The organism is uncultured Chloroflexus sp., from assembly GCF_938091255.1.
Classification (GTDB): domain Bacteria; phylum Chloroflexota; class Chloroflexia; order Chloroflexales; family Chloroflexaceae; genus Chloroflexus.
The window spans coordinates 51,707-74,509 of record NZ_CALLJH010000033.1 but is presented as its reverse complement, the minus strand read 5'-3'; the positions used below and the strand labels follow the sequence as shown (position 1 = coordinate 74,509).

The 22,803-nt window shown below is 57.2% G+C and carries 22 protein-coding genes; 8 read left to right on the top strand and 14 right to left on the bottom strand.

Annotated features, from left to right (window positions below):
- Positions 1–20: 20 nt before the first annotated feature.
- A complete protein-coding gene (locus tag Q1A00_RS11960; protein ID WP_299645037.1) occupies positions 21–1,034 on the bottom strand; it encodes a DNA-directed RNA polymerase subunit alpha in 1,014 nt (337 codons plus the stop codon).
- A gap of 378 nt (positions 1,035–1,412) precedes the next feature.
- Between Q1A00_RS11960 and Q1A00_RS11955 the strand changes: the two genes are divergently transcribed.
- From Q1A00_RS11955 to Q1A00_RS11925, 7 genes are all read left to right on the top strand, one after another.
- Positions 1,413–1,949 carry a peroxiredoxin gene (locus tag Q1A00_RS11955; RefSeq protein WP_299757004.1) on the top strand — a complete coding sequence of 179 codons (537 nt, stop codon included), beginning with the start codon at positions 1,413–1,415 and terminating at the stop codon, positions 1,947–1,949.
- 88 nt (positions 1,950–2,037) lie between these two features.
- The gene (locus Q1A00_RS11950; RefSeq protein ID WP_299757001.1) at positions 2,038–2,772 is read left to right on the top strand and encodes a prolipoprotein diacylglyceryl transferase; all 735 of its coding nucleotides are present in this window, start codon (positions 2,038–2,040) and stop codon (positions 2,770–2,772) included.
- 56 nt (positions 2,773–2,828) lie between these two features.
- Positions 2,829–4,130, top strand: coding sequence for a response regulator (locus tag Q1A00_RS11945; protein ID WP_299645034.1), 1,302 nt, complete (start codon positions 2,829–2,831; stop codon positions 4,128–4,130).
- Between the two features lie 65 nt (positions 4,131–4,195).
- Positions 4,196–5,908 (top strand): circadian clock protein KaiC, encoded by a 1,713-nt coding sequence (gene kaiC, locus Q1A00_RS11940; protein ID WP_299645033.1) that lies wholly within the window; start codon positions 4,196–4,198, stop codon positions 5,906–5,908.
- Positions 5,898–6,206: a circadian clock KaiB family protein gene (locus Q1A00_RS11935; RefSeq protein WP_299645032.1), complete on the top strand. Its 309-nt coding sequence runs from the start codon at positions 5,898–5,900 to the stop codon at positions 6,204–6,206. Before kaiC ends, Q1A00_RS11935 begins: the two co-directional genes overlap by 11 nt.
- A 4-nt stretch (positions 6,207–6,210) precedes the next feature.
- The gene (locus Q1A00_RS11930; protein ID WP_066783387.1) at positions 6,211–6,516 is read left to right on the top strand and encodes a circadian clock KaiB family protein; all 306 of its coding nucleotides are present in this window, start codon (positions 6,211–6,213) and stop codon (positions 6,514–6,516) included.
- Between the two features lie 102 nt (positions 6,517–6,618).
- Positions 6,619–7,752, top strand: a complete 1,134-nt coding sequence (locus Q1A00_RS11925; RefSeq protein ID WP_299756995.1) for a histidine kinase dimerization/phosphoacceptor domain -containing protein — start codon at positions 6,619–6,621, stop codon at positions 7,750–7,752.
- 15 nt (positions 7,753–7,767) lie between these two features.
- Here Q1A00_RS11925 and Q1A00_RS11920 read toward each other — a convergent pair whose 3' ends face one another.
- The 10 genes from Q1A00_RS11920 to Q1A00_RS11875 form a co-directional block, all read right to left on the bottom strand.
- Positions 7,768–9,747 (bottom strand): acyl CoA:acetate/3-ketoacid CoA transferase, encoded by a 1,980-nt coding sequence (locus Q1A00_RS11920; protein WP_299756992.1) that lies wholly within the window; start codon positions 9,745–9,747, stop codon positions 7,768–7,770.
- A 17-nt stretch (positions 9,748–9,764) separates the two neighbouring features.
- Entirely contained in the window at positions 9,765–10,391 is a 627-nt protein-coding gene (locus Q1A00_RS11915; protein ID WP_299645029.1) for a haloacid dehalogenase, read from the bottom strand.
- 516 nt (positions 10,392–10,907) lie between these two features.
- Positions 10,908–12,035, bottom strand: coding sequence for a diguanylate cyclase (locus Q1A00_RS11910; protein WP_299645028.1), 1,128 nt, complete (start codon positions 12,033–12,035; stop codon positions 10,908–10,910).
- A 572-nt stretch (positions 12,036–12,607) separates the two neighbouring features.
- A complete protein-coding gene (locus tag Q1A00_RS11905; protein WP_299645027.1) occupies positions 12,608–12,829 on the bottom strand; it encodes a GGDEF domain-containing protein in 222 nt (73 codons plus the stop codon).
- A 24-nt stretch (positions 12,830–12,853) separates the two neighbouring features.
- Positions 12,854–13,156 carry a hypothetical protein gene (locus Q1A00_RS11900; protein WP_299645026.1) on the bottom strand — a complete coding sequence of 101 codons (303 nt, stop codon included), beginning with the start codon at positions 13,154–13,156 and terminating at the stop codon, positions 12,854–12,856.
- Positions 13,157–13,718: 562 nt separating this feature from the next.
- Positions 13,719–14,345 (bottom strand): cyclase family protein, encoded by a 627-nt coding sequence (locus Q1A00_RS11895; RefSeq protein WP_299645024.1) that lies wholly within the window; start codon positions 14,343–14,345, stop codon positions 13,719–13,721.
- Complete coding sequence (locus Q1A00_RS11890; RefSeq protein WP_299645023.1) at positions 14,290–15,453, bottom strand: ABC transporter ATP-binding protein; 1,164 nt, start codon at positions 15,451–15,453, stop codon at positions 14,290–14,292. Before Q1A00_RS11890 ends, Q1A00_RS11895 begins: the two co-directional genes overlap by 56 nt.
- A 10-nt stretch (positions 15,454–15,463) precedes the next feature.
- Positions 15,464–16,135 carry a molybdate ABC transporter permease subunit gene (modB, locus tag Q1A00_RS11885; protein WP_299756985.1) on the bottom strand — a complete coding sequence of 224 codons (672 nt, stop codon included), beginning with the start codon at positions 16,133–16,135 and terminating at the stop codon, positions 15,464–15,466.
- Positions 16,136–16,140: 5 nt separating this feature from the next.
- Positions 16,141–16,929, bottom strand: coding sequence for a molybdate ABC transporter substrate-binding protein (gene modA, locus Q1A00_RS11880; protein WP_299756982.1), 789 nt, complete (start codon positions 16,927–16,929; stop codon positions 16,141–16,143).
- Positions 16,930–16,942: 13 nt separating this feature from the next.
- Complete coding sequence (locus tag Q1A00_RS11875; RefSeq protein ID WP_299645020.1) at positions 16,943–17,491, bottom strand: PadR family transcriptional regulator; 549 nt, start codon at positions 17,489–17,491, stop codon at positions 16,943–16,945.
- A gap of 305 nt (positions 17,492–17,796) precedes the next feature.
- Between Q1A00_RS11875 and Q1A00_RS11870 the strand changes: the two genes are divergently transcribed.
- Positions 17,797–18,720, top strand: coding sequence for a molybdopterin-dependent oxidoreductase (locus Q1A00_RS11870; protein ID WP_299756979.1), 924 nt, complete (start codon positions 17,797–17,799; stop codon positions 18,718–18,720).
- Between the two features lie 47 nt (positions 18,721–18,767).
- Here Q1A00_RS11870 and Q1A00_RS11865 read toward each other — a convergent pair whose 3' ends face one another.
- The 3 genes from Q1A00_RS11865 to Q1A00_RS11855 all read right to left on the bottom strand — a co-directional run bounded on the left by Q1A00_RS11865 (position 18,768) and on the right by Q1A00_RS11855 (position 22,759).
- Entirely contained in the window at positions 18,768–20,387 is a 1,620-nt protein-coding gene (locus Q1A00_RS11865; protein ID WP_299645018.1) for a glycine--tRNA ligase, read from the bottom strand.
- Positions 20,388–20,596: 209 nt separating this feature from the next.
- Positions 20,597–21,937 carry an RNA-guided endonuclease TnpB family protein gene (locus tag Q1A00_RS11860; RefSeq protein WP_299756976.1) on the bottom strand — a complete coding sequence of 447 codons (1,341 nt, stop codon included), beginning with the start codon at positions 21,935–21,937 and terminating at the stop codon, positions 20,597–20,599.
- A 189-nt stretch (positions 21,938–22,126) separates the two neighbouring features.
- On the bottom strand, positions 22,127–22,759 hold the full coding sequence (locus Q1A00_RS11855; RefSeq protein WP_299756972.1) for an IS607 family transposase: 633 nt from the start codon (positions 22,757–22,759) through the stop codon (positions 22,127–22,129).
- Between the last annotated feature and the right edge of the window lie 44 nt (positions 22,760–22,803).

The following is a 22,803-nucleotide window of genomic DNA, read 5'->3' as shown; positions in this document are numbered from 1 at the left end:
GTCATCCATTGCGTGTCTTATCACTCCTCTGCGTGGATTGCACCGGTTGGCGGAGTAGTATGGTCGGCGGATGAGTCGGGCAATCGGCCGGATGCAGCTTCACCCGAACGATAGCCGAGCGCCTCAAGACGATGGTGGATCTCTTCAATCCCCTTCGCACCCAAATTACGAATCCCCATAAGGCCACGATCATCAAGGCGCAACAACTGCCCGATGGTGTGGATCTCCGCGCGGCGCAAACTGTTGTAGGTTCGAGTACTTAAACCAAGCTCATCAATCGTGCGATTGGCAATCTCTTCCGGGATCGGCGGCGGCAGGTTGGGCTGCTGTTCAGGCTCTTCCGGCTGGTTCAAGCTCACAATCCGGCCAAAATACTGAGTTAAGATTTGGGCAGCGTGGCTCAACGCATCACCCGGCTTGATGGTGCCATCAGTCCAAATCTCAAGAATGAGCCGATCGTAGCCGGTGAGTGGATCATCACCCATCTCTTCCACCAAAAAGTTGACCCGCGGAATCGGACTAAAAAGAGCATCAACTGCAATCTCGCCAATCGGCATGCCACTCACTGTATCGGCTAACTGCACCCCCCGGCCACGCTCAACCGTCAACTGCATTTCGAGCGTTGTGTTCTCATCGTCAATCGTGCAAAGGTAGTGTTGCGGATTCACGATCTCGACGGTGCTAGGAGTATCAATATCACCTGCAAACACGGGGCCGGGGCCATGCTTAACCAACTGCAACGCCACTGCCCGATCGCTATACGAACGCAGCCGAATACCTTTCACATTGAGCACCAACTGGGTGCCGTCTTCTACGACGCCGGGAATAGCAGTAAATTCATGAATCACACCCGCCACTTTAATCCGGGTAATAGCGGCGCCGGGGATTGACGAGATCAACACGCGGCGCAACGCATTCCCGAGCGATGAGGCATGGCCGCGTTGCAGCGGCGCGATGGCGAAGCGGCCATAATTTTCAGCCGCTGCAATGAGGGTAACCCGTGGCGTGATCAGCGACAGTTCAAGCGTTTCCATATTCCTGTTCCAGAAGGCTCTGCGACTCTAATGGCGCCCGTTGCTGCCATGACGCACCGGCGCGCCCAACGAACAGTGCGCCTTGCCGAGCAATGGCGTGTCGGACTGGCAGACTCAACCACAATAACGAGAGCGGGAAGCTGTGCTTACAGTGCGCTTTGTTGGCGGCGCTGTAGCGCAGTTGGCGGCGGCAATGCGCCTACATGTGCGCGTGACTTTATCATATCGGTGAGAGTTACACGCTGTGTTGGTCACAGACTCGTTATATGATACCATAAATTAGCGTATCTGTCGCAGACAGTACCGCCGCAACGATCTGTTATCGTCACCCGATTACTGCGACGCCCCGGTGGGCCGTCGCTTGAGGCGATGTACGTTATGAACAAGACCCAGCGTGATTGGTTAACGCTTATTCTCATGATCGCTGGCGTAGGCTGGATTGTCATCAGCCGGCCGCCGGATCTGCCGTCGGTAACGGTGAGCCCACGAACGGGCTTTATCGCACCGGCCATTGCCTTGCCGCTGGCCAATGGCGAGACGCTAGCGCTGTCGGCGTTGCGCGGTCAGGTTGTAATCGTTAATTTCTGGGCCAGTTGGTGCGGCCCTTGCCGGGCCGAAATGCCCACCTTGGAAAAGATCTATCAAGCTGAAGGTGAGCGTGGCTTGACGATTCTGGCCGTCAATAGCACGGTGCAAGACGATGAAGGCGCAGTGGTGGTCATGCAACGCGAGTTCGGACTGAGTTTTCCGATCGTGTTTGACCGTAACGGCGAGACCGGCCAGCGGTATGGCATCCGGATGCTGCCGACCACGTTCATTGTTGATCGAACCGGTGTCATCCGGGAGGTCTTCTTTGGCGGGCCGCTCAGCGAAGCTAGCCTGCGCAGCGTGATCGAACCGTTGCTCGGTGAATAGGCCGCGCTGCGCATGACTGCTTCATCAAGCAGCCAAACGTAACAGACCTTGTTGCCGCTCAGTGTAACGTATACGCTACCGAAACCTTATGCTTCCAGTGCTTAACATTGGCCCCTTTGCCTTGTACACACCCGGCCTAATCCTGCTGCTAGGCGGCTGGCTCATCTTGCAAGTCAGCGGACGCGCTGCCCGCCTCAAGCAGCTTGACGGCGACCGGCTCGAGATGATCATCTTTATCACTATGCTGGCCGGTGTCATCGGCGCGCGCCTCGGCTATGCGCTGATGGCATGGCCGAGCTATGTAGCCGATCCGTGGGCCTTGCTCTCGCGTGATTTGCAAGCCTTTTCTCCGCTAGCCGGCGTGGCGACGGCCATCATAATCGGCAGTGTGATGCTCTGGCGACAACGCTGGCCGTTGTGGCCCACCTTCGATGCGCTCACGCCGGGAATCGCCCTCGCCGTCCTCACCCATGCTATCGCCCAATTGGCCAGCGGCGATGGTTACGGTCTGCCGGCTGAAGTGCCATGGGCGATCAATCTGTGGGGTGAATTGCGCCACCCTACCCAACTCTACGCTGCGCTCACGGCGCTAATCGCCTTAGTTGTCTGGCGGGTGCGTTACCGCCAGTCGCAACCGCACGGCATGCTCTTTCTCACTGTCAGCGCTTTGCTCGCCGCCGGTACGTTGATCGGCGAAGGATTTGCCGCCACCGGCTGGCTCTTGCCGGGTCAGGTGCGCGGGTCGCAAGTCGTCGCGTTAGCGATACTTGTCATCATTGTACGGATCTGGCCAGAGATCTTTCTGCAACACAACTACAGATAACGCGGTATACTAGCAGTACAACGAACCACTTTTGCTGCTAAGCTCCGAGAAAACACATGCGGGTGTTGATCGTCGAAGATGAATTAATCATTGCCCAAGACCTAAGCCAGACCTTGCGGCGCATCGGCCATTCGGTCGCCGATGTGGTGACAAGTGGTGAAGCGGCGTTGGCTACGGTGGCGCGGCAACCGCCTGATCTGGTCTTGATGGATATTCGCCTCAGCGGGGCTATGGACGGCATTGAAGCCGCACGCCAGATTTACAGCCGTTGGGGGGTGCCGGTCGTCTTTTTGACTGCGCACGCCGACGATCAGACTTTGCGCGAGGCGCTCCTCGCTGAACCATGGGCTTACTTGCTTAAACCGTTTGACGAACGCGAGCTTGAGGTCGCTATTGCCGTCGCCGCTTATAAGTACCGGCTTGAACGGCGCCTGCAGTCTAGCGAACGCCATCTCCGCACGACCTTGACCAGCATCGGCGATGGCGTAATTGTCACCGATCCGCAAAGCCGGATCACCTTTGTCAATCCGGTGGCTGCGCGCTTGTTGGGCATTACCCCCGAGGAGGCTATCGGTTGGCCCTTGGCGCGCATTTATACCTTGGTTGCCACCAATACCGGCTTGCCGGCTGATAGCACGCCGCCCCATCCCGATTCGGTAAATGGCTTGCCAGCCCCGGTCACGCTCCTGACCCGGAATGGCGATCGCTTGCTGGTTGAGCATACCGTAGCCCAAATAACCGGCGCTGACGGTGCAAATGAGGGTGTCGTGATCGTGTTCCGTGATGTCAGTGAACGGCAACGGGCAATCAACCAGTTGCAAGAAGCGAAACGCCGATTACAAACTAATCAATCGTTGCTAGAACAGCGTGAACAGGCACTCACCGCTCTCGGTACGCTCGCGCATACCCTTAACGCAGCGCGCTCGCGCCAAGAGATCTATGCGGCCATCATTACCGCTGGCGCGAACTTGTTACACGGCTATCGTGGTTCTTTGTTGATCTACAACCCTGCCACCGATCTTGTCCATCCGGTTGGTCACTGGGGTGAACCACTCGTTCACCGGCCGGTACCGCGCTGCTCGTGTTGGGGAGAACGGCGCTGGGCGTTGAGTCTGGCCGGCGATAGCCATGTATGCAATTTTATCCCGAACGGGTTGCTCGGCGAGCGGATGTCGTTACCCATCCGGCAACACGATGAGGTGATTGGCGTACTGAGCCTGTACCATCCCGATCCAGCACAGGGCAGCGGCTACCAGTTGGCAGCAATGATTGCCGAATTGGCTAGTCTGGGGTTCGGCGCGTTAGCTGGCAAGCATATGGCCAAGGTGATGAACCGCGCTGATCCGACTGATGAATGATGCCACTCGTCGCCGCCGCGCATGACGGGGAGGAGCCGGTATTGTTGTAGAGAAGAGGAGCGTTGGTGGAATTTCCTGCCGCCATCACGAACTTGCCTAAAGCGCCAACTGGGATTCGTGGTCTCGATGACATCACCGGCGGCGGTCTGCCGCGAGGCCGGACGACCTTGATCTGCGGCGGCGCTGGCTGTGGCAAGACCCTGCTCGCGTTTGAAACGTTGGTCCGCGGCGCGGCGCTCTACGGCGAACCCGGCCTCTTTGTCTCGTTTGAAGAGAGCCCGGCTGATTTGCGTATGAATGTGGCGAACCTTGCTATTGATGTCGCCAATTTGGAACAGCGCGGGTTGTTGCTGCTCGAACAGATTTCGCTTGAGCAGGGTGAAATAGCAGAGGTGGGCGAGTACGATCTCGAAGGCCTCTTCATTCGGCTTGGCCTGCTGATTGATCGCATTGGGGCACAACGGATCGTGCTCGATACGATTGAAACCCTCTTTAGCGCGTTTGGCAATCAATCCATTCTGCGCGGCGAATTGCAACGTCTCTTCCGCTGGTTGCGCCAGCGCGGCCTGACCGCCATAATTACCGCCGAACGTTCCGGGCAAGGCCTGAGCCGCTTTGGGATCGAAGAGTTTGTCGCTGATTGCGTCATTTTGCTCGACTACCGGATTACCGAGCATGTGTTGACCCGCTATGCCCGCATCGTCAAATATCGCGGCTCTTCTCACGGCGTCAATGAGTATCCCTTTACGATCGGGCCACATGGCATCACTATGCTGCCAATCACCTCGTTTACGCTGAGGTATCCGGTTTCCGCTGAACGCATCTCAAGCGGCTTTCCCGATCTCGACCACTTGCTCGATGGCGGCGGCTATTACCGCGGCTCCACCATTCTAGTAAGCGGCCCGACCGGTTCGGGCAAAACAAGCCTTGGCGCATCGTTTGTCGCCGCTGCCTGCGCCCGCGGCGAACCGGCGATCTTCTTCGCGTTCGAGGAATCAGCCGATCAAATCGTGCGCAATCTGCGCTCGATCGGGATTGATTTGCAACAATGGCGCGATCGCGGCCTCTTGCAGATCATCAGTAGCCGGCCCTCGTTGGCCGGTTTAGAGACCCACTTGATCACGTTGCTCGAAGCGGTGGAACAGAGCGGCGCGCGCGCCGTAGTGATCGACCCGATCACCGGCTTTCATACCATCAGCCGTCCGGTTGATATTACGACGATGCTGTTCCGCCTCTTCGATGGCCTTAAGTCGTTGGGTGTCACCACCCTCGCTACCAGCTTAACCAATGCCGGCGCCGATCCTGCCCAGAGTGAGGTCAATATTTCATCGCTGGTCGATACGTGGATCGTCTTGCGCAACCACGAGACCAACGGCGAACGCAACCGTAGCTTGCTGGTGCTCAAATCCCGCGGCATGCGCCATTCCAATCAGGTGCGCGAGCTGGTGATGGATGCGCACGGGTTGCGATTGGTGGAAATTTACGCCGCCGGTGAGACGGTGTTGATTGGCGCTGCCCGCATCGCCGAACAAGAGCGGCTCCGGCACGAACAGGAACTGCACGAGCGGGAAGCGATCCAGCGCCAGCGTCGTTACGCCTTGCAACAGCGCCTGTTGGCATTACAGATCGAGGCGTTGCAAGCCGAGTTGGCTGCGCTCGATGACGAGATGAACGCGGCAGCCGACCTATCGGAAGCACGCGCACGCGCGCAGATCCAGAGCCGGCTCGCGACCAGCCGGTACCGTGACTCTACTCAAGAGGGTAGCGATGGCAGATGAAGCGCCGGAGTATGAATATGATCTGTGGCTCTACATTGCCGGACAGACTCCCAAAAGTCTGCTCGCAGTCGCTAATTTGCGCCGGATTTGTGACCAATACCTGCATAATCGCTATCGGGTTCACGTGATCGATTTGCATCACGAACCCGAACGAGCGATTAGCGATAATATTCTGGCTATTCCAACCTTGGTGCGCAAGTTGCCGCCGCCGATACGCAAAATCGTTGGCGATCTCTCGAATACGGAACGGGTGCTGGTTGGGCTGGATCTAACACCCCGGCGACATACAGGGAGCTGAGCCGATGGATATCACCAATCAGCCAGTTGTACCATTGCTGCGGTTGTACGTCGCCGGCGCAACCAGCCGCTCGACCCGCGCAATTACCACGGTGCGCCGGTTGTGCGAGCGGTATATGCCCGGTCGCTACCGGCTTGAGGTAATTGATGTCTACCAACAGCCCGATCGGGCGCGCGAAGATCACATTATCGCGACACCGACACTGCTGGTTGTCGAACCCGGCCCGCCTACGGCGTTTATCGGTGAATTGCGTTCGTCGGATTGGCCGCGAGTGGCTGCTGCGTTGAATATTCTGACCGATGATGATTGAGGAGTGTCGCTTCACGAGCGTGGTACCGGCAACACACGGGGTTGCCCCCATACACCCTCGCGCGAATACATAGGGAAGTGCCGTATGGGAAATGAGCCACAGATGAGTCCAGCCGAGATTGCTCGCCTTCAAGCGCGCCTCACTGAATTGGAAGAGTTGGTGCGGGCATTACAGATGGGTGAGGCTGATGCGCTGGTGATTGATGGGCCGCGCGGCCCGTTGATCTATACCCTGCGCGGCGCCGAACATCCCTACCGGGTGTTGGTCGAAACCATGAATGAAGGCGCCTTGACCCTACTGGCCGATGGCACCATTCTCTATTGCAATAGCAAGTTCGCTGAAATGGCCGGTCTGCCCCAAGACCAATTGACTGGCCGCTCGTTACTCGATCTGGTCGCGCCGGCTGACCGGCTCCTCTGCGCTGAATTGCTCTCCGCTGGCGCCGCCGGTTCGAGCAAAGGCCCAATCACGCTGCAAGCGGTTGATGGCTCGCAGCGACCAGCGCAGATCTCGTTGCGCGCCCTACGTGACGAGACCGAAGCCAATATGTGTGCTGTAGTGACCGATTTGTCAGGGCCGCAAGCGGTTGCCGCCCAACTGCGCGCCGCACTGGCAGAAAAAGAGTTGTTGCTGCGCGAGGTGCATCATCGGGTCAAAAATAATTTGCAGATCGTGTCGAGTCTCTTGCGCTTGCAAGCCGAGAATATCAGCGATGAGCGGGTCAGCGCCGCAGTTCAAGATAGCCAAAACCGCATTCGTGCCTTGGCGATAGTGCATGAGCAACTGTACCGCTCAGAGAGTCTGGCCCATATCGATATTGGCGAGTATCTGCAAAATATCGCCACCAGCGTCTGGCGTTCACTCAGTATGCGGGGCAGCCCGATCCGGCTGGTCAGCGAAGTGAGCCACGGCATTAGCATCAATATCGATCAGGCAATTGCGTTGGGCTTGATTGTCACCGAGTTGGTCTCGAATAGCGTCAAGCACGCTTTTCCCCATGGCACGAAAGACGGTACGATCAGCCTACGGTTACACAAAGACGGTGATACATTGCGCGTTGAGGTTGCCGACAACGGCATCGGTATGCCATCCACGGTCAACACTGGCGGCGGCAGCCTTGGTATGCAATTGGTGCAGGGCCTCTGCCGCCAGATCGGGGCCACCTTGCAATTTGGCGCTGGGCCGGGTACCACGGTGGCGATTCAGGTACCGATGGGGAAGGTTGATGCCGGTTGAAGGCACAGCCTGCACTTAACCGGCATCCGTGGCTGGCAACACGTGCAACGCGCGTAACGCCTCTTCCTGCTGCTCGAACAGATGCGGCGCTACCCCACGCGCCGTCAGGGCGTCGCCGATCTTCATGCGCAAAAAGGCGCTCGTCGTATAGCGCGTGACGTGGGTGTAATACCGCTCCATCAAATGCGCGACCATGGCGCTATATTCTAGCAACAGTTCAGGCGTAATGCTGAAGTTGTCGTAGTTGACCACCGCCGCCATACGTTGGCCGGCCCGGCGCGCCAGTTGGTCAACGTGATCGGCAATCGCGGTGATCTGTTCAGGCCGGGTGATGCGCAGACCTTCGAAGTTGATAAAGAGAATGCCGCTGTGCGGGTCATAACTAAAGCGCCGTTCGAGCGGCAACCCAACTAGTTCTGCCCGCAGCCCCATTGGCCCATCCCGAAATATGCGCGCATCCATCAAGCGCACATCGGCGGCCAGCGCCGGGCGGAACGCCATCTGGGCCAGAATATCGCGTTCAAGGTCAATGCCGGGAGCAATCTCGCACAACGCAATGCCATCGGGAGTGAGCCGGAAGACGGCGCGCTCGGTCACATAGAGCACCGACTGTCCTCGCTTGGCCGCGTAGCGCCCGCTAAAGGTAATGTGCTCGACCTGCTCGACGAATTTGCGCTCACGCCCCTCTTGTACGATCTGGAGCTTCCCATCGTGGACTTCCACCTGCAAGCCGCCGGCGGTAAAGGTGCCTACGAACACCACCCGGCGCGCATTTTGGCTGATGTTGATAAAACCGCCAGCCCCAGCCAGCCGCGGGCCAAATTTGCTGACGTTAAGGTTGCCCGCCGCATCGGCCTGCGCCAAGCCGAGAAAGGCCAGATCCAACCCGCCGCCGTCATACAGATCAAACTGCGCCGGTTGATCGACAATCGCATCGGTATTGATACCAGTACCGAAATTGAGCCCGCTGCTCGGAATGCCGCCGATCACCCCCGGCTCGGTCGTGAGCGTTAACAGATCGGAGATGCCCTCTTCGGCGGCTACCGCCGCAATCCCTTCCGGCATACCAATGCCGAGGTTTACCACCGCATTAGCCTGTAGTTCAAATGCCGCCCGGCGCGCGATCAGTTTACGCTCGTTGAGTGGCATCGGCGACAACAGCTCGGTAGGCACCCGAATCTCACCGCTCAGCGCTGGATCGTAAGCCACGGCAAAGGTCTGCCAATGATGTTCGGGGCTCGCAACGACGATACAATCGACCAGAATGCTGGGAATCTTGACGTGACGGGGCGAAAGGGTACCACGCTGGGCCAACCGCTCGACCTGCACGATCACGATCCCGCCGGAATTGTGAGCGGCCATCGCCAACGCCTGCGCTTCCAGCGTCAGCGCCTCGCGCTCCATGGTGATATTGCCTTCGATATCGGCGGTTGTACCGCGCAAGATGGCAACATTGATCGGGAAGGTCTTATAGGCTAGATACTCTTCGCCATCAAACGTGATCAGCTCAACCAGATCAGTTTGGGTGCGCTCGTTGAGTTTACCGCCGCTAATGCGTGGATCGACAAATGTGCCGAGGCCGACGCGCGTAATGGTGCGCGGCTTGCCGGCGGCGATGTCACGGTAGAGGTGGGTAATCACGCCCTGCGGCAAATTATAGGCTTCGATCTGCCCACTGACAGCAAGGCGTTGCAAGGCCGGCACTAACCCCCAGTGACCGCCAATGACCCGGCGCACCAAACCGGGTAGGCCGAGATGGTTTAACCCTTTCGCTTTCCCATCGCCCTGCCCAGCCGCATAGACGAGAGTCAGATCACGCGGTTGACCGGTGGCGCGAAACCGTTCCGCCAAGGCGATCGCGATCTCTTCGGCAAAGCCGGTGCCGACAAACCCACCCGTCGCCACCGTATCACCGCTGCAGATCACGCGCACAGCATCGGCAGCGCTCACTACTTTATTGCGGCGACCCTGCGCTTCCTGATCAACCTGCATCATGCCCTCACGATTGCCAGCTACTCAAGCCGTGCTTCCAACGCTCGCATCGCCGTCACCAAATATTCCTGCCGGATCGCCGCCGTCACATCGCCACGAGTACGCTCAAGCACCGCTCGCAGCGCATCAGTGGTGCGCCGCAGACCGCCGGTAATCGCCTCGGGAAAATCGACCGTGATCAATGCGCTGTAGATATCGTCCATCACGCCAAGCAATTGTTCACCACGCGCTACCTCGCCCCGACGCAAGCCATCGAGAATCGCCCGGCGCAGCTCGCTTGCCGCCTCGGCTAGACCATTGAGATAGGCCGCTGGCTCAACGCCAATCATTTCACCGGTTGGCGGCTCGTCACCGGCAAGAAAGGCCAGCACTAAGTGCGCCTCAGCATACTCTTTGAGCGCATCTTGGGTATAACCGGCATAACGCACTTCGGGCGCGCCGGCGGTAGCGTCATTGAGTTCGGCTACTACCCCCTCGGCAACCGCTAAGAGATGGCGGGCCGTCGTATAATCGCCGCGATGGGCGGCGCGAATACTGTTGGCGCTCTGCCGCACTAAAACGCGGGTCGCTGCGATCGCACGCTCGCGCGCGATGTGGATACTCTCAAGCTGCACTACGCACCCGGCAACAATCTGCTCGATGCTCATACCCAACCCCTTGCTTGTTCAGCGTAGTAGTTATTATAGCATCGATTGCAGATATAACCGATTCCGCGACACGCGGTTATGTCGATTGACACCAGTAATGACGCCGAGCAACTCACTAGCCCGCGATACTCATCAATTCGCGTGCTCCCACACCCACCAGATCACCCTCATCTGCTGTCGCAGGTTGGCCGACACCATAGCGCTGCCAGCCTAATCGGCAGTGATGCGCGCCGCACTGCACCCGACTCGCTATAACCCTCCCATTGACCAGTACGAGAGGGCGTTGCCTCCACAGCAAGCTCCTGTGTATGGCGAAACGAACCCTGAAGCGATCGGCCCGCGCTCGTGGGTAATGTGTGCTGCGTTCGCAACCACCAGAGACAAGTGGGGAGAAAAACGGTTGCCAGTGTAGGTAAGGAGCGGCATCCGACATAGCTGGCACCACCCGGCCACAGCACTACGCCACTTGAGCGAACTGGATGCCTGAAACGCTTGGGCGGCTAGATTGCGATTGTTTCATACGAGCACAGAAGCGAATCCTGCGCCGACTACCCGGTTGCGTCCGGCCGATTTAGCCTCGTACAGGGCAGCATCCGCTCGCGCCAGCATACTGGCCTGATCGTCGCTTGGGTGATATTCGGCCAAACCGAAACTCGCTGTGACGACGCGATCGCTGATCACCGTTTGCCCCATAATATGATGGCGCAAACGATCAGCAAGTTGCTCAGCTTCAGCGAGATGCACGCAGGGCAGGAGCAGGAAAAACTCTTCGCCGCCCCACCGCCCAACGACATCGGTCGAACGAATCGTGTTGCGCGCCAAGCGAGCAAGTTGGCGCAAGACCTGATCGCCGCCTTCGTGGCCATAGGTGTCGTTGATCTGCTTAAAGTGATCAATATCCCACAGACAGATCGTAAATGGTTCGCCGTACCGTTGATGGCGCGCAATCGCCTCTTGCAACTCCTGCTCACAACGCCGGCGGTTGGCCAACCCGGTAAGCATATCGACAAATGCCCACTCTTCCATCAGCTTATACTCGATCTGCAACTGCTGGGATTGTGCCCGGTAACGGCTGACAATATAGATAAAACACAGAAAGATCGCGCCCATACCATACACTTGTAACGAGTACAACCCCAGTTCTACCGGTTCATGTGGCAGACTGAACAGGATTTGACCGCCAAGAATGACCACCGAGAGGCCGTACAAACCGGTGACTATCATCACGCTAGTACGATGGTGGAAGAGATGAAAACCGAGCGTACAGATCATGAGCAAGAACCAGATATCGTCATTAACGGTCTGCTCCCAACGCAATTCCAGTGTTTGGCCGAGCAGGAGCGGCGGTACGATCCCGTTAAATAACAACGACTCGGCAGCAAACACCATAAACATTAGCCGTTCAACGGTCGTTAATCTACCGCGCCGGGTGGTGACCATCCAGATCACGAGGAGGGAAACCGCGATCAGAAACAGATCGTTGGCGATGTAAATGAGGCGCACAGACAATGGTTGGATGTGATCAAGACTCTGCTTGACAACATCGAGCGCCACCATCAAGACACCCAGCGAACCGGCGATCTGGTAGGTACGGCGACGTTGTTGGTCGAAGCGTCCGCGTTCTTGTTCGATGACGGTTTGCATAGCAGAAAGGGGCTTCGCCACCGCAGCAACGATGAGGTATTGGAACTTTAGCCAATGCTACGCCAACGAAGTGATGCTGATTAGAGGACAATTCACCTTACTATGTACTAATGTACTAACGTTGAGTTTTGAGCAACCTGTGAAACTATTCCCATTTGTTATACCTGATTTGGCATAGGGTTGGGAGGAGAAATGACACCGAAATCTTTATCTATGAGAGCAAGTTTGTACCACCAGCAGCGATTCGCTCTGCATGCTCCGCCTCCTACAGACTCATAACGCAACACATTAGACACGGAACAAGACAATGGTAGAGGTCACGCATTACAGGAACGCAACAGGCAGGCTTGCCAACGGAGCATTCACACACACTCGATTGCGCCCGGTGGATTTGGCCGTGTATAAGGCTTCGTCAGCCCGCGCCAACAAGCTGGCCAGATCATTATTGCAATACTCAGCTAACCAAAACTAGCAGTGACCGGACGATCGCCAATTACAATTACTGACATTATCTCATGCCTCAGCCGCTCAACCAACTGCTGCGCCTTAGGCAACCGGGTATGTGGCAACAGTCAGAAAAACTCTTCCCCACCCCACCGGCCAACCGTGTCAGCCGCGCGGATTTGAGAGCGGGCTACTTGGGCTATCTGGCGCAACACGTAATCACCTGCTTCGTGGCCGTAGGTATCATTGATCTGCTTAAAGTAGTCAATGTGCCATAGGCAAATGGTGAACGGCCACCGTAACGCTTGCCGCGCGCCATCGCCTCTCGCAACGCCTGTTCGCAGCGGCACCGGTTGGCAATCCCGGTCAAGCCATCAAATAACGCCCACTCTTTCATCAATGCGTATTCGGTTTGCAATTGTTGCGCCTGCATTCCGGTAGTGGCTCATCACATCGATAAACCCCAGCAATACCGCTGCCGAACCGAAGATTTGCAACGCTTGCCACCCCGCTGCAAGATCAGCGCCTTGCATACTCGCGAACCACATCTGACCGGCCACCATTGCTGTCGAAAGACCGTAAAAACCGATCGTAAACGCCATCGCGATTTGATAGCGAAATAGGTGAAACGCGAGCGCGCATACCACCATGATCAACCATACATCATCTCGTCTCATGCCAACGTTGCGCTAGCGTTTGGCCAAATAGTAACGGTACCAAACTATTTAACACAGCGAATCGAAGGTGAACAAGAAGAAGGCGAGTCGTTCGATAAACGCCAGATGATAGCGGCGCTGAGATAACATCCAGATGAGCAACAGCGCGCAAACAGCCATAAACAGGTTGTTGGTCAAATGCACCCAACGTTCTGCCCACGATTAGTACAACTCGGAAGAACTAATAGCAAACACATCAATTGACATGAAAGCGATACTGAACAGACCGGCGATTTGGTAAATTCGGCGGCGTTGGTGTTCAAAGCGCTGAAACTTCTGTTCGGGTGTATCCTGCATGATAAAAAATGTTAAAGAGACGTTGCAATACAATTATCCCATTCACATGTTACACTCTTAATAATCAAACTATCATCGAAGAACAACCAGCACTATTACAAAAAAAATCTATTAACCGTGTTATCTTGTAGCGTAAATTATATTCTAACACAGAAAACAGATTACGCTCAATTAGCATAACATGAACTAAATCGAATTTGAAGAGTGTTTGCAGTTAAAAAATAGTTTACTTTTCGCGCCAAGCCAGCACTCGCGCCGGTGCGCCGTCAGCCTGCACGAGGGGAAGGGGGAGGAACGCAAAGGTATAGCGTGTACCACACTCCAATGCAGCCAGATTGCAGAGATTTTCGGCAATGAGGATGTTGTTCCCTAAGAGAGTCAGGTGCGCGGCATCGTTGCCATCAACGGTTGAGTCGACGCTGAAGGCATCGATCCCCACCAACGTCACGCCAACATCAACCAGCGCCTGCGCCAATCCAGCGCTCAGATACGGATGACGAGCATACACATCAGTGCCCCAATACGCTTCCCAGCCAGTGCGGATAAGAACCATCAGGCCTGCCGGCAACGCCACGCCAGCCAACACCTCTGGCCCGATCGGTGCATTGGCCTCATACCCGCCGGCATCGATCACGATTCCCGGACCAACCAGCCGCGCAGGTGGAATCGCATCAATTCCGACTCCGCCGGCAAAGCGATGGCGCGGCGCATCAAGATGGGTGCCGCTGTGACTGCCGAGTTGCAGCGCGCTGATCTGCCACGGCGGGTTAGGCAACGGTGTGATTTGTACCGGCGGATCACCCGGATATACCGGCATGCCGGATGTGATCGGGCGGGTGAGATCGTAAATCATGCGTGGCGTGGCTTACTGCTGGCACAATGACAACACTCTCCGGCTGGAAGCTGATCTGGACCTCGCTCCCTGCCGCGATACCGAGATCAGCATACGCGGTGTAGGGGTGGGCAATCTCTAGCATCGCCCCACCAACCGCAATCCGCACCTGAAATAACCGCCGGCCCGGCCACTGCTCGACAATCCGGCCCGGCAAGAGATTGTGATTGGCAAACCGGGACAGCGGACGATCGGGGTAGACCAACCAAATTTCTTCGGGCCGGATGAAGGCCGTGACCATCTCACCTAGCGCCGGCGGTTGCGCCGGCAACGCGGCGGCGATCCGCCATCCCTGCCAATCAAGCCAGACTCGCTCAAGCTCAATGCCAATCACTTGCGCTGTAATTACATTGGCTATGCCCAGAATCTGCGCCACCCGCACATTGGCCGGATACCGGCAGACCTCGGCTAACGGCCCGATCTGCTCGATCTGGCCCTCGCGTACAATCGCGATCCGGCTCCCAACCGCAAAGGCGTCATCGAGATTATGGGTGACGTAGATCACAATCAGACCGCGTTCGGCTTGCAACGCGCGCAGATCGGCGTGGAGCTGGTCGCGCACCGGCTGGTCAAGCGCTGAAAATGACTCGTCGAACAAAATCACGGGCGAGTCGGTCGCCAAAGCGCGCGCAATCGCCACCCGTTGCTGTTGCCCGCCTGACAACTCATGGGGTCTGCGCTGGGCCAGATGGGCCAGATGCATGCGATCGAGCAGCTCGTAAGCGCGGCGGCGGGCCTGCGTGCTATTGCCTAACGGAAACGCAACATTCTCTAACGCCGTCATGTGCGGGAAGAGAGCGTAATGCTGGAAGACGTAGCCAATCCGGCGCCGGCGCGGCGGGAGGTTGATCGGCGGTTCGCCTTGACGCTGGCGGAACAACATTGTATCGCCGAGGCTGATCACACCCGCATCCGGCGTCATCAAACCGGCAATCGCCTGCAACGTTTGCGTCTTGCCCGCGCCTGACGGCCCGAATAACACGAGGATTTCGGCCTCAACCTGAAATTGCATGCGTAGCGTCAGATGATCGAGCCGGCGCCGGATATCAACGGACAAGCGCGGTTGCATCTGTCTCCTCCTACGTCGTGATCTGCGTCGCGGATGGCGCTTGGCGCGGGCGTTCCAGTTGACGCACCCACCATAAGCCCACAAAGGCTACGGCTGTCATGACCAATACCATCAAGTTGGCGTCAGCGTACCGTTGCGCTTGCACTGCATCATAAATCGCGACCGGCAAGGTTTGTGTGCGGCCGGGAATATTACCCGTCACCATCAAGGTAGCGCCAAATTCGCCCAGCGCCCGCGCGCCTCCCAACACGATGCCGGCCACAATCCCGCGCCGCGCCAGCGGTAAGGTGATCCGGGTAATGATCCGTAGTTCGCCGGCCCCCAACGTGCGCGCCGCTTGTTCGAGCCGCGGATCAACGTTCGCCAGTGCAGCTTTGCTGCTCTGGATCATCAGCGGCAACCCTACTACCACCGACGCCACTACTGCTGCCGGCCACGAAAACAAGATGCGGATCTGAAACCATTCCACAATCGGGCTGCCCCGACCCAGCGCCAATAAGAGATAGTAGCCAATCACGCTCGGCGGCAAAATGAGCGGCAGCATTAACAACGTCTCAACCACAATCTGGCCGGGGAACGCGGTGCGCGTAAGCAACAAAGCGATTGGTAACCCAATCACAAAGATAAAAAAAGTCGCAAAGGCGGTTACTTGCAATGACAACCAAAACGCCGGCCAATTCATACTCGCTACCTCGCTGGCTCAATAATCTCGCCGGGCAAGATGAAGCCGTACTTCTTCATAATCTTGTGCCCTTCCGGGCTATTGACAAACTCCATAAACCGGCGAGCAGCTTCATACTGCTTCGAGCTAGTCACAACTGCCGCCATCTGAATCAGCGGATGATCAGGATGCAACTCAGCCGGGATCAGCACCCAATGGCCATTGCTCTGCACACTCAGCGAGAGAGCGACGATCGCCGCTTCGACGTTGCCGGTATCAGCTAGCGTCAAAGTTTGGGCCACATTCTCGCCAAACACCAGCCGGTCTTTGATCTGCTCCCATATCCCAGCCCGTTCCAACGCTTCACGCGCCGCTTGACCATACGGCGCGTGCTCTGGATTAGCAATCGCAATCCGCCGGTAGGCCGGATCGAGTAGATCGGTAAGCTGCTGCAGTTGCAACGCCTGATCAGCCCGCGTCCAGACCGTAATCCGGCCTTGGGCATAGATGGTCATTGACGACTCATCGACTGCCCCCTTAGCCGCCAAATCTTCGACAAAGCTCTTATTCGCCGCATAGAACACATCAAACGGCGCGCCACGCTCGATCTGTTGGGCGAGCTGGCCGGTTGAGCCGATATTGAATACCACCTGAATACCGGTGCGTTCGGTAAACAGCGGCCCAATCTCCTGAAACGCTGGAGTAAGATCAGCGGCAGCCGCAACCGTAATCTCGGTAGATGCAGTCGCTTGGGATGCACCACAGGCGGTTAACATCCAAAGTGCGAGCAACAATATGCTCAATGATTGCGTCATACCACCGTTCCTCTTAGCTTTCAATCACCTCTACCGACTGTTGGCATTTTTCCAACCATACCAACACAGCCTGCAACTGGCCCATGCGGTACTGTAATACCACCCGTTCAAACGAATCGGCTGGCAATCCCTTGCTTTTAGCCTCGTACTCAGCCAGCCAATCCCGGCAACAAACAATCTGCCGCGTCAGTAACTGCGTCGCTACGACTGGCCCTTCACGCCGGGCAAAGTAGTATTTGGCCAAAAATTCCAACCGGATGTCACGGCCACGCGGCACCGGCGTGCTTAACCATTCGGTAAAGGTGGCTTCACCCTGCTCGGTCAACGAGAGGATTTTGCGCGGTGGCCGGCTGCCCTGTCCTTCGAGATGGCAACTGAGATATCCTTCCGCTTCAAGCCGATCAAGCACGGCGTAGAGATGGCTTTGCTTAATTCGCCAGATACAGCCTAACCCATCACACGCTTGAACTTGCTGAAATAATTCATACGGATGCATGGGGCGCTGTCGCACGAACCCCAGCAGAGCTAGCTCAATGGTGAGGGGCTGTTTCTGTGAAGGCATCGCTTACCCCTTGCCGCCGCTGACTACCGTTGCGCAGATACTCATCGCAGCAACGTTACCTTAGAACGCTGCTGAAATCAGGCCCGACCATGAGCTGTGAAGCTAGCGTCACGCAACGTGTTGTGATTTTGTATTTTGAATACTCACAGTATGAACACTATACCGTAACCTTTCATCCCTCGTCAAATTGACCAGCACGGCTAAACGTTTTGTAGTCTCGACACCGGTAATTGTCATCATTTTTGCAGCCGGCGCCACTATACTGCCGGTAGTTGACCAAGCACTCTAACCTAACGGATGCTCGTATGTCACTTGAGACGTTCCCGTTCACCTCGCCAATCCAATCGCTGGTCAAAGACAACCGGCTCCGCCAGCGCTCCGACCACCCGCTGATCCTTGACCCACCACTTGCGATCCTCGATGCAACAGTGACGAGCATTGAGCACTTCTTTGCGCGCAACCAGCAACCGATACCAGATCTTAGCGCAGCCACTTGGGAATTAACGATTGATGGGCTCGTCCGGCATCCACTGGTAATTGATTACCACGACCTGCTCCACAAACCGGTCAGCAGCTTCTTTGCAGTACTCATTGGGCGCGATGATGGCAGCGACGATAGTTACGCCGCGATTGCCAACGCCGAGTGGATCGGCGTGCCAGTTGCGCTCTTGCTGGAAGCTGCCGGCGTCAAGCCGCAGGCGGCTTTTGCCGCCTGTTCGAGCTATGGTACGCAGCCGCAGGTATGTTATGTCCCGCTTGCTAAACTCTGGCAAGATGCGATGCTGGCGTATGCGGTCAATGGCCAACCGCTGCCGGCACTGCACGGCGGGCCGGTACGGCTGGTTGTGCCCGGCTGGGCTGGCGCGTATTGGATGAAATGGATCGAGCGGATCACACTGATCTCAACCGAAGCAGCGCCGCCTGCCGCGCACCGCGATGGTTCGTTAGCCATTGACTGCCGGCTGTTCAATCTCGGTGAGGTCATCCAAGGAAACAATCACCAACCGCTACGCGGGGTGGCATGGTCGGCGGGGCAGGGCATTGCCCGCGTGGCATTGGCGGTTGACGATGGGCCGTGGCATCCAGCCACCCTCGCTAGCGATCTTGGCCCGCGCGCATGGCGACAGTTTAGTTATCACGATCCGGCGGCCATCAGCCTGAGCCGCCAGATAGCGGTACAGATCACCGATGGGGCCGGCCAGACCGTAGTGTACCATTGGCTTCTGTAGCGCCGCACGGTCATACAAACCGTACCGCCGCGCGGTGCTACCGGGAGCTATACGCGAAGCTTGTCGCGGAGATATGCCTCGAGTTCGGCGATCGGCACCCGCTCTTGAGTCATGGTATCGCGATCGCGCACCGTGACTGTGTCGGCCAAGGCCGGGTCTTTGCCCTGCCCGATGGTGTCGAAATCGACTGTGATGCAGAAAGGCGTGCCAATCTCGTCTTGCCGGCGGTAAAGTTTGCCAATCGCGCCGGTGTCGTCATAGACGGTGCGCATCTCGCCGCCAAGCTGCAACCGGCGGCGCACCTCTTTGGCGGTGGCGACCAGTTGGTCGTGGTTGCGCTTGAGCGGGAAGACTGCCGCTTTGATTGGCGCCAGCCGCGGCTTGAGCCGCAAGACAGTGCGGTAATGCTCGTCGATCAGCGGTTGGGCTTGCCCGCGCAGTTTCTTGCCCACCTCAATCTGATCCGCTCCCGGCATCGCCAGCAACTGCTCGACTTCGGGCAACCGCTCGGCCAACGCTTGGCTGAGTTCTTCGCCACGGGCCAGAATTGCATCACGTGACTCGGCGCTAATCTTCTCGTTGCGACCAACCGACTTGAGGAACGATTGCAGCGCCTCGCCAACCATCACTAGCTTGTCATCCGGCAAGGCTTTGGTCAACTCTTCGGCATACCCTTCACACAACACCGCCAGCATAGCACGCCCCACCCCTGCCGACGGCTCGATCACATACGGCACCACGTGCCGGCCACTAGCCTGATCGAAGTAGGTCAGGCGGGCAATGCTATCCTCGTTGCGATTGACGCGCGCGGTCAGGTTAAGCTGATCTTGATCCTTGCTGTGCGAGCCGAGATCGTAATCGGTGCGATTGGCAATCCCCTCAATCTCTTGCACACCGATATTGGGATAGTCGTACATCAGGTCGAAGGTGCGTTTCGAGTAGTGAGCCAGCTCATCGGCGGGCACATCGTAGATCGTGATCCGACGGCGCGGAATGCCGATCTGCTCCCACCACGCCAACCGCGCTTCGAGCCAACGCTGATGCCAAGCTTCGTCGGTGCCGGGCATCACGAAATACTCAATCTCCATCTGCTCGAACTCGCGCACGCGGAAGAGGAAGTTGCGCGGGTTGATCTCATTGCGAAACGCCTTGCCAACTTGAGCAATCCCAAACGGCAGTTTGCGGGCTGTGGTGGTGAGCACGTTAGCAAAATTCACAAAAATGCCCTGCGCGGTTTCCGGGCGCAGATACGCGAACGAGCCGCTATCGGCCACCGGCCCGATCTGGGTGCGGAACATCATGTTGAACGGGCGCGGCTCGGTGAGATCACGCGAACCGCAATTGGGACAAACGCCGTCGATATGGTCGGCGCGCCAGCGCATCTTACACACACGGCAATCAACTAGCGGATCGTTGAAGGTCTCTTCGTGACCAGAATACTTCCAGACCAACCGGTTCATCAAGATCGCGGCATCCAGACCCTCCATATCATCGCGCTCATAGACGTTGGTGCGCCACCAATCGGCGATGATATTATTTTTCAATTCAACCCCGAGCGGGCCGTAATCATACACCCCCTGCAACCCGCCATAAATCTCGCTGCTGGGGAAGATAAAGCCGCGACGCTTGGCCAGCGCCACAATCTGATCGAGTGATGTAGCCGGCACAGCGATTCCTCCTTCGCACACAATAAAAAAAACCGGGCGAACATGTCGCTCGGGGACGCATCACACCTGACGCGCGGTTCCACCCCGGTTAGCGGCGCTTGCCGCTCACCTCAACGCCAATTACGGCTCCCCGGCGCCGTTCCGCCATTCTGAGCCGCCGGGCTCGCACCGTCCCCGGCTCGCTGGACGCTCATCGCGACGTACTGCTATCAAAAAAGTGCGCAAACCTGCGCACGATTCTTTTCCTGCCCCGAAGCGTCTTGCAGACCGCATTCGTATCTGGCAGGCGTTACTTTCCCGACTACAAGAGAGACCGCCTCTCTTGCAGTGCCGCCGTTACCGGCCAAGCTCGCCACGGGTAGGGCAGTTACGGTTGCCAGCCGTTGCAGGTTGAGCGCAGCATTGAGGTCGCGGTCATGGTGTGCACCGCATTGCGGGCAATCCCAATCACGGTCGCTCAATGTCAGCGCGTCGTTTTTGTAACCACAGACCGAACACAGGCGGCTGCTCGGATACCAGCGATTGGCGACGATCATCCGGGTTCCGTAGCGTTTGGCCTTGTATTCGATCTGCGAGCGGAACATGCCAAAGCCCACATCACTGATGGCGCGGGCGAGTTTATCGTTCGCCAGCATCCCCTTGACGTGCAAATCCTCGATCACCACCGCTTGGTTTTCGCGGCAAAGCCGAGTTGTAAGCTTGTGGACAAAGTCTGTTCGGATATTGGCAATGCGAGCATGTAGTCTTGCCACTATCTGAGCTGATTTCCTGCAATTGTTCGAGAGCGTTAGTCGCATGCCTTTTGGCATGCGCTGCTTAGGCAGAAAACCAGCATGTATTTTCGCCGCTTCGACCTTACGGCTCAACCGCCTGCTGCGAATGCGCAACCTGCGCAAGGCTGATGTGAGCGGCTTCGGAGCTTGGATAGCCTCACCGCTGGAGAGCGTAGCTGCCGACTTGATGCCCAGATCAACGCCGACGGTGCCATGCGCCGTCCTTCTACGGTAAAACTGCGCATCAGGCACATCGACATGGATTGCGACATACCAACGATCCGCCGTGCGCGACACCGTCGCACCCAGGATTTTTCCCGAAAAGCGCAACGTTTCGGTCATCAATACGTCGCCGATCTTGGGCAAGCGGATGGTCTTGCCATCGAGCTTGAACTTGTCGTTCGCAACGTAGCAACTGTCACGGCAACGACCCTTCTTCTTGAACTGTGGGGCGTGCGCCGGTTTTCCTGCTTTGATGTCGGCGAAGAACCGATCCCATGCGTTTGCCAGATGAGCAAATGGTCGTGCATGGGCATCCCGATGGATGCCACGCAACCAAGGCTGACCGTTTTCATCGAGCCATTGTGGATCGCTGTATTTGATGGCGTTGAACTGCTTTTTCAGCGCCATCGCATTCGGCTTGAGGCCTGCCTCATATTGCTTGTTCCACTCAGCCAGCGCCCAGTTCCAGACGCGCCGTGCCGCACCGCAAGCGCGCTTGAAGTAGTCCACCTGCTCTGGTGTCGGGCAAAGGGCGATTTTGTGGGTCAGGTGCATGGCTTACTCATATTTCTCGTCAGGAGAACGTCAGACTACCACGCCAGTCTCGACGCATCCGACCCGACCGTCGACATCTTCTGGTCTTCAACGCCCTCAATGGCTGTTGCCACAGCAGAAGATATGCGTTCGTCATGTCGCGTGAATGCCTCTTTGGGAAGCACATCGCTGTTCAGCGGGAAATCTGATTCAATTCGATACGTCATGAGCTGCATCTTGGTTCAGCGCTTCGTTCAGGTGTTTCCGGTAGTTCCGCAATCCGGAAAGCCTAGACGAAAAGCAATGCACAATGGTCATCAGGTCTTGCACCATTTCCTGTTCTGGCGCGAGACGCTCTTGATTGAGCACCAGCACCTCGCATCCGTGGGATGGTGCGTCGTGCTCAAACCACTCGAAACCGAAGCGAGTACGCCGGTCACGGTGGGCAAGGATCAGGGTCTTCATTTCCCGCCGACCACGTTCGTCCATCAGCTTCAGAACCTTCTTACGCTTAACGGTGAGACCACCGCCTCCTTCCTCGATGAATTCGACATGTGCCAACCCCTTTGCTACCACAAACTCTTCCAGCACCTTGCGCTGATGTGCCAAGTCCGGCTTCGGTGCCGCACTTGATACACGGCAGGAAGCGACGATCCGCGTTGGCTCGGATACCGCCTGCCGCACGCCAATGAACTCACGCAACGGTGTCTCGGTGTAACGACGGCGATTGCTGCCTGTTCGTGCCACCGGAATCAACCGCCCTTCGCGTTCGCATCGCTGCAAGGTTTTGACCGAACAGCCCAGCAACTTCGCCGCCCTGCCTCTATTCATGGTGGTTTCCATAAACACAATGATACACTATTGCGCACTATATGCAATACTAGAGT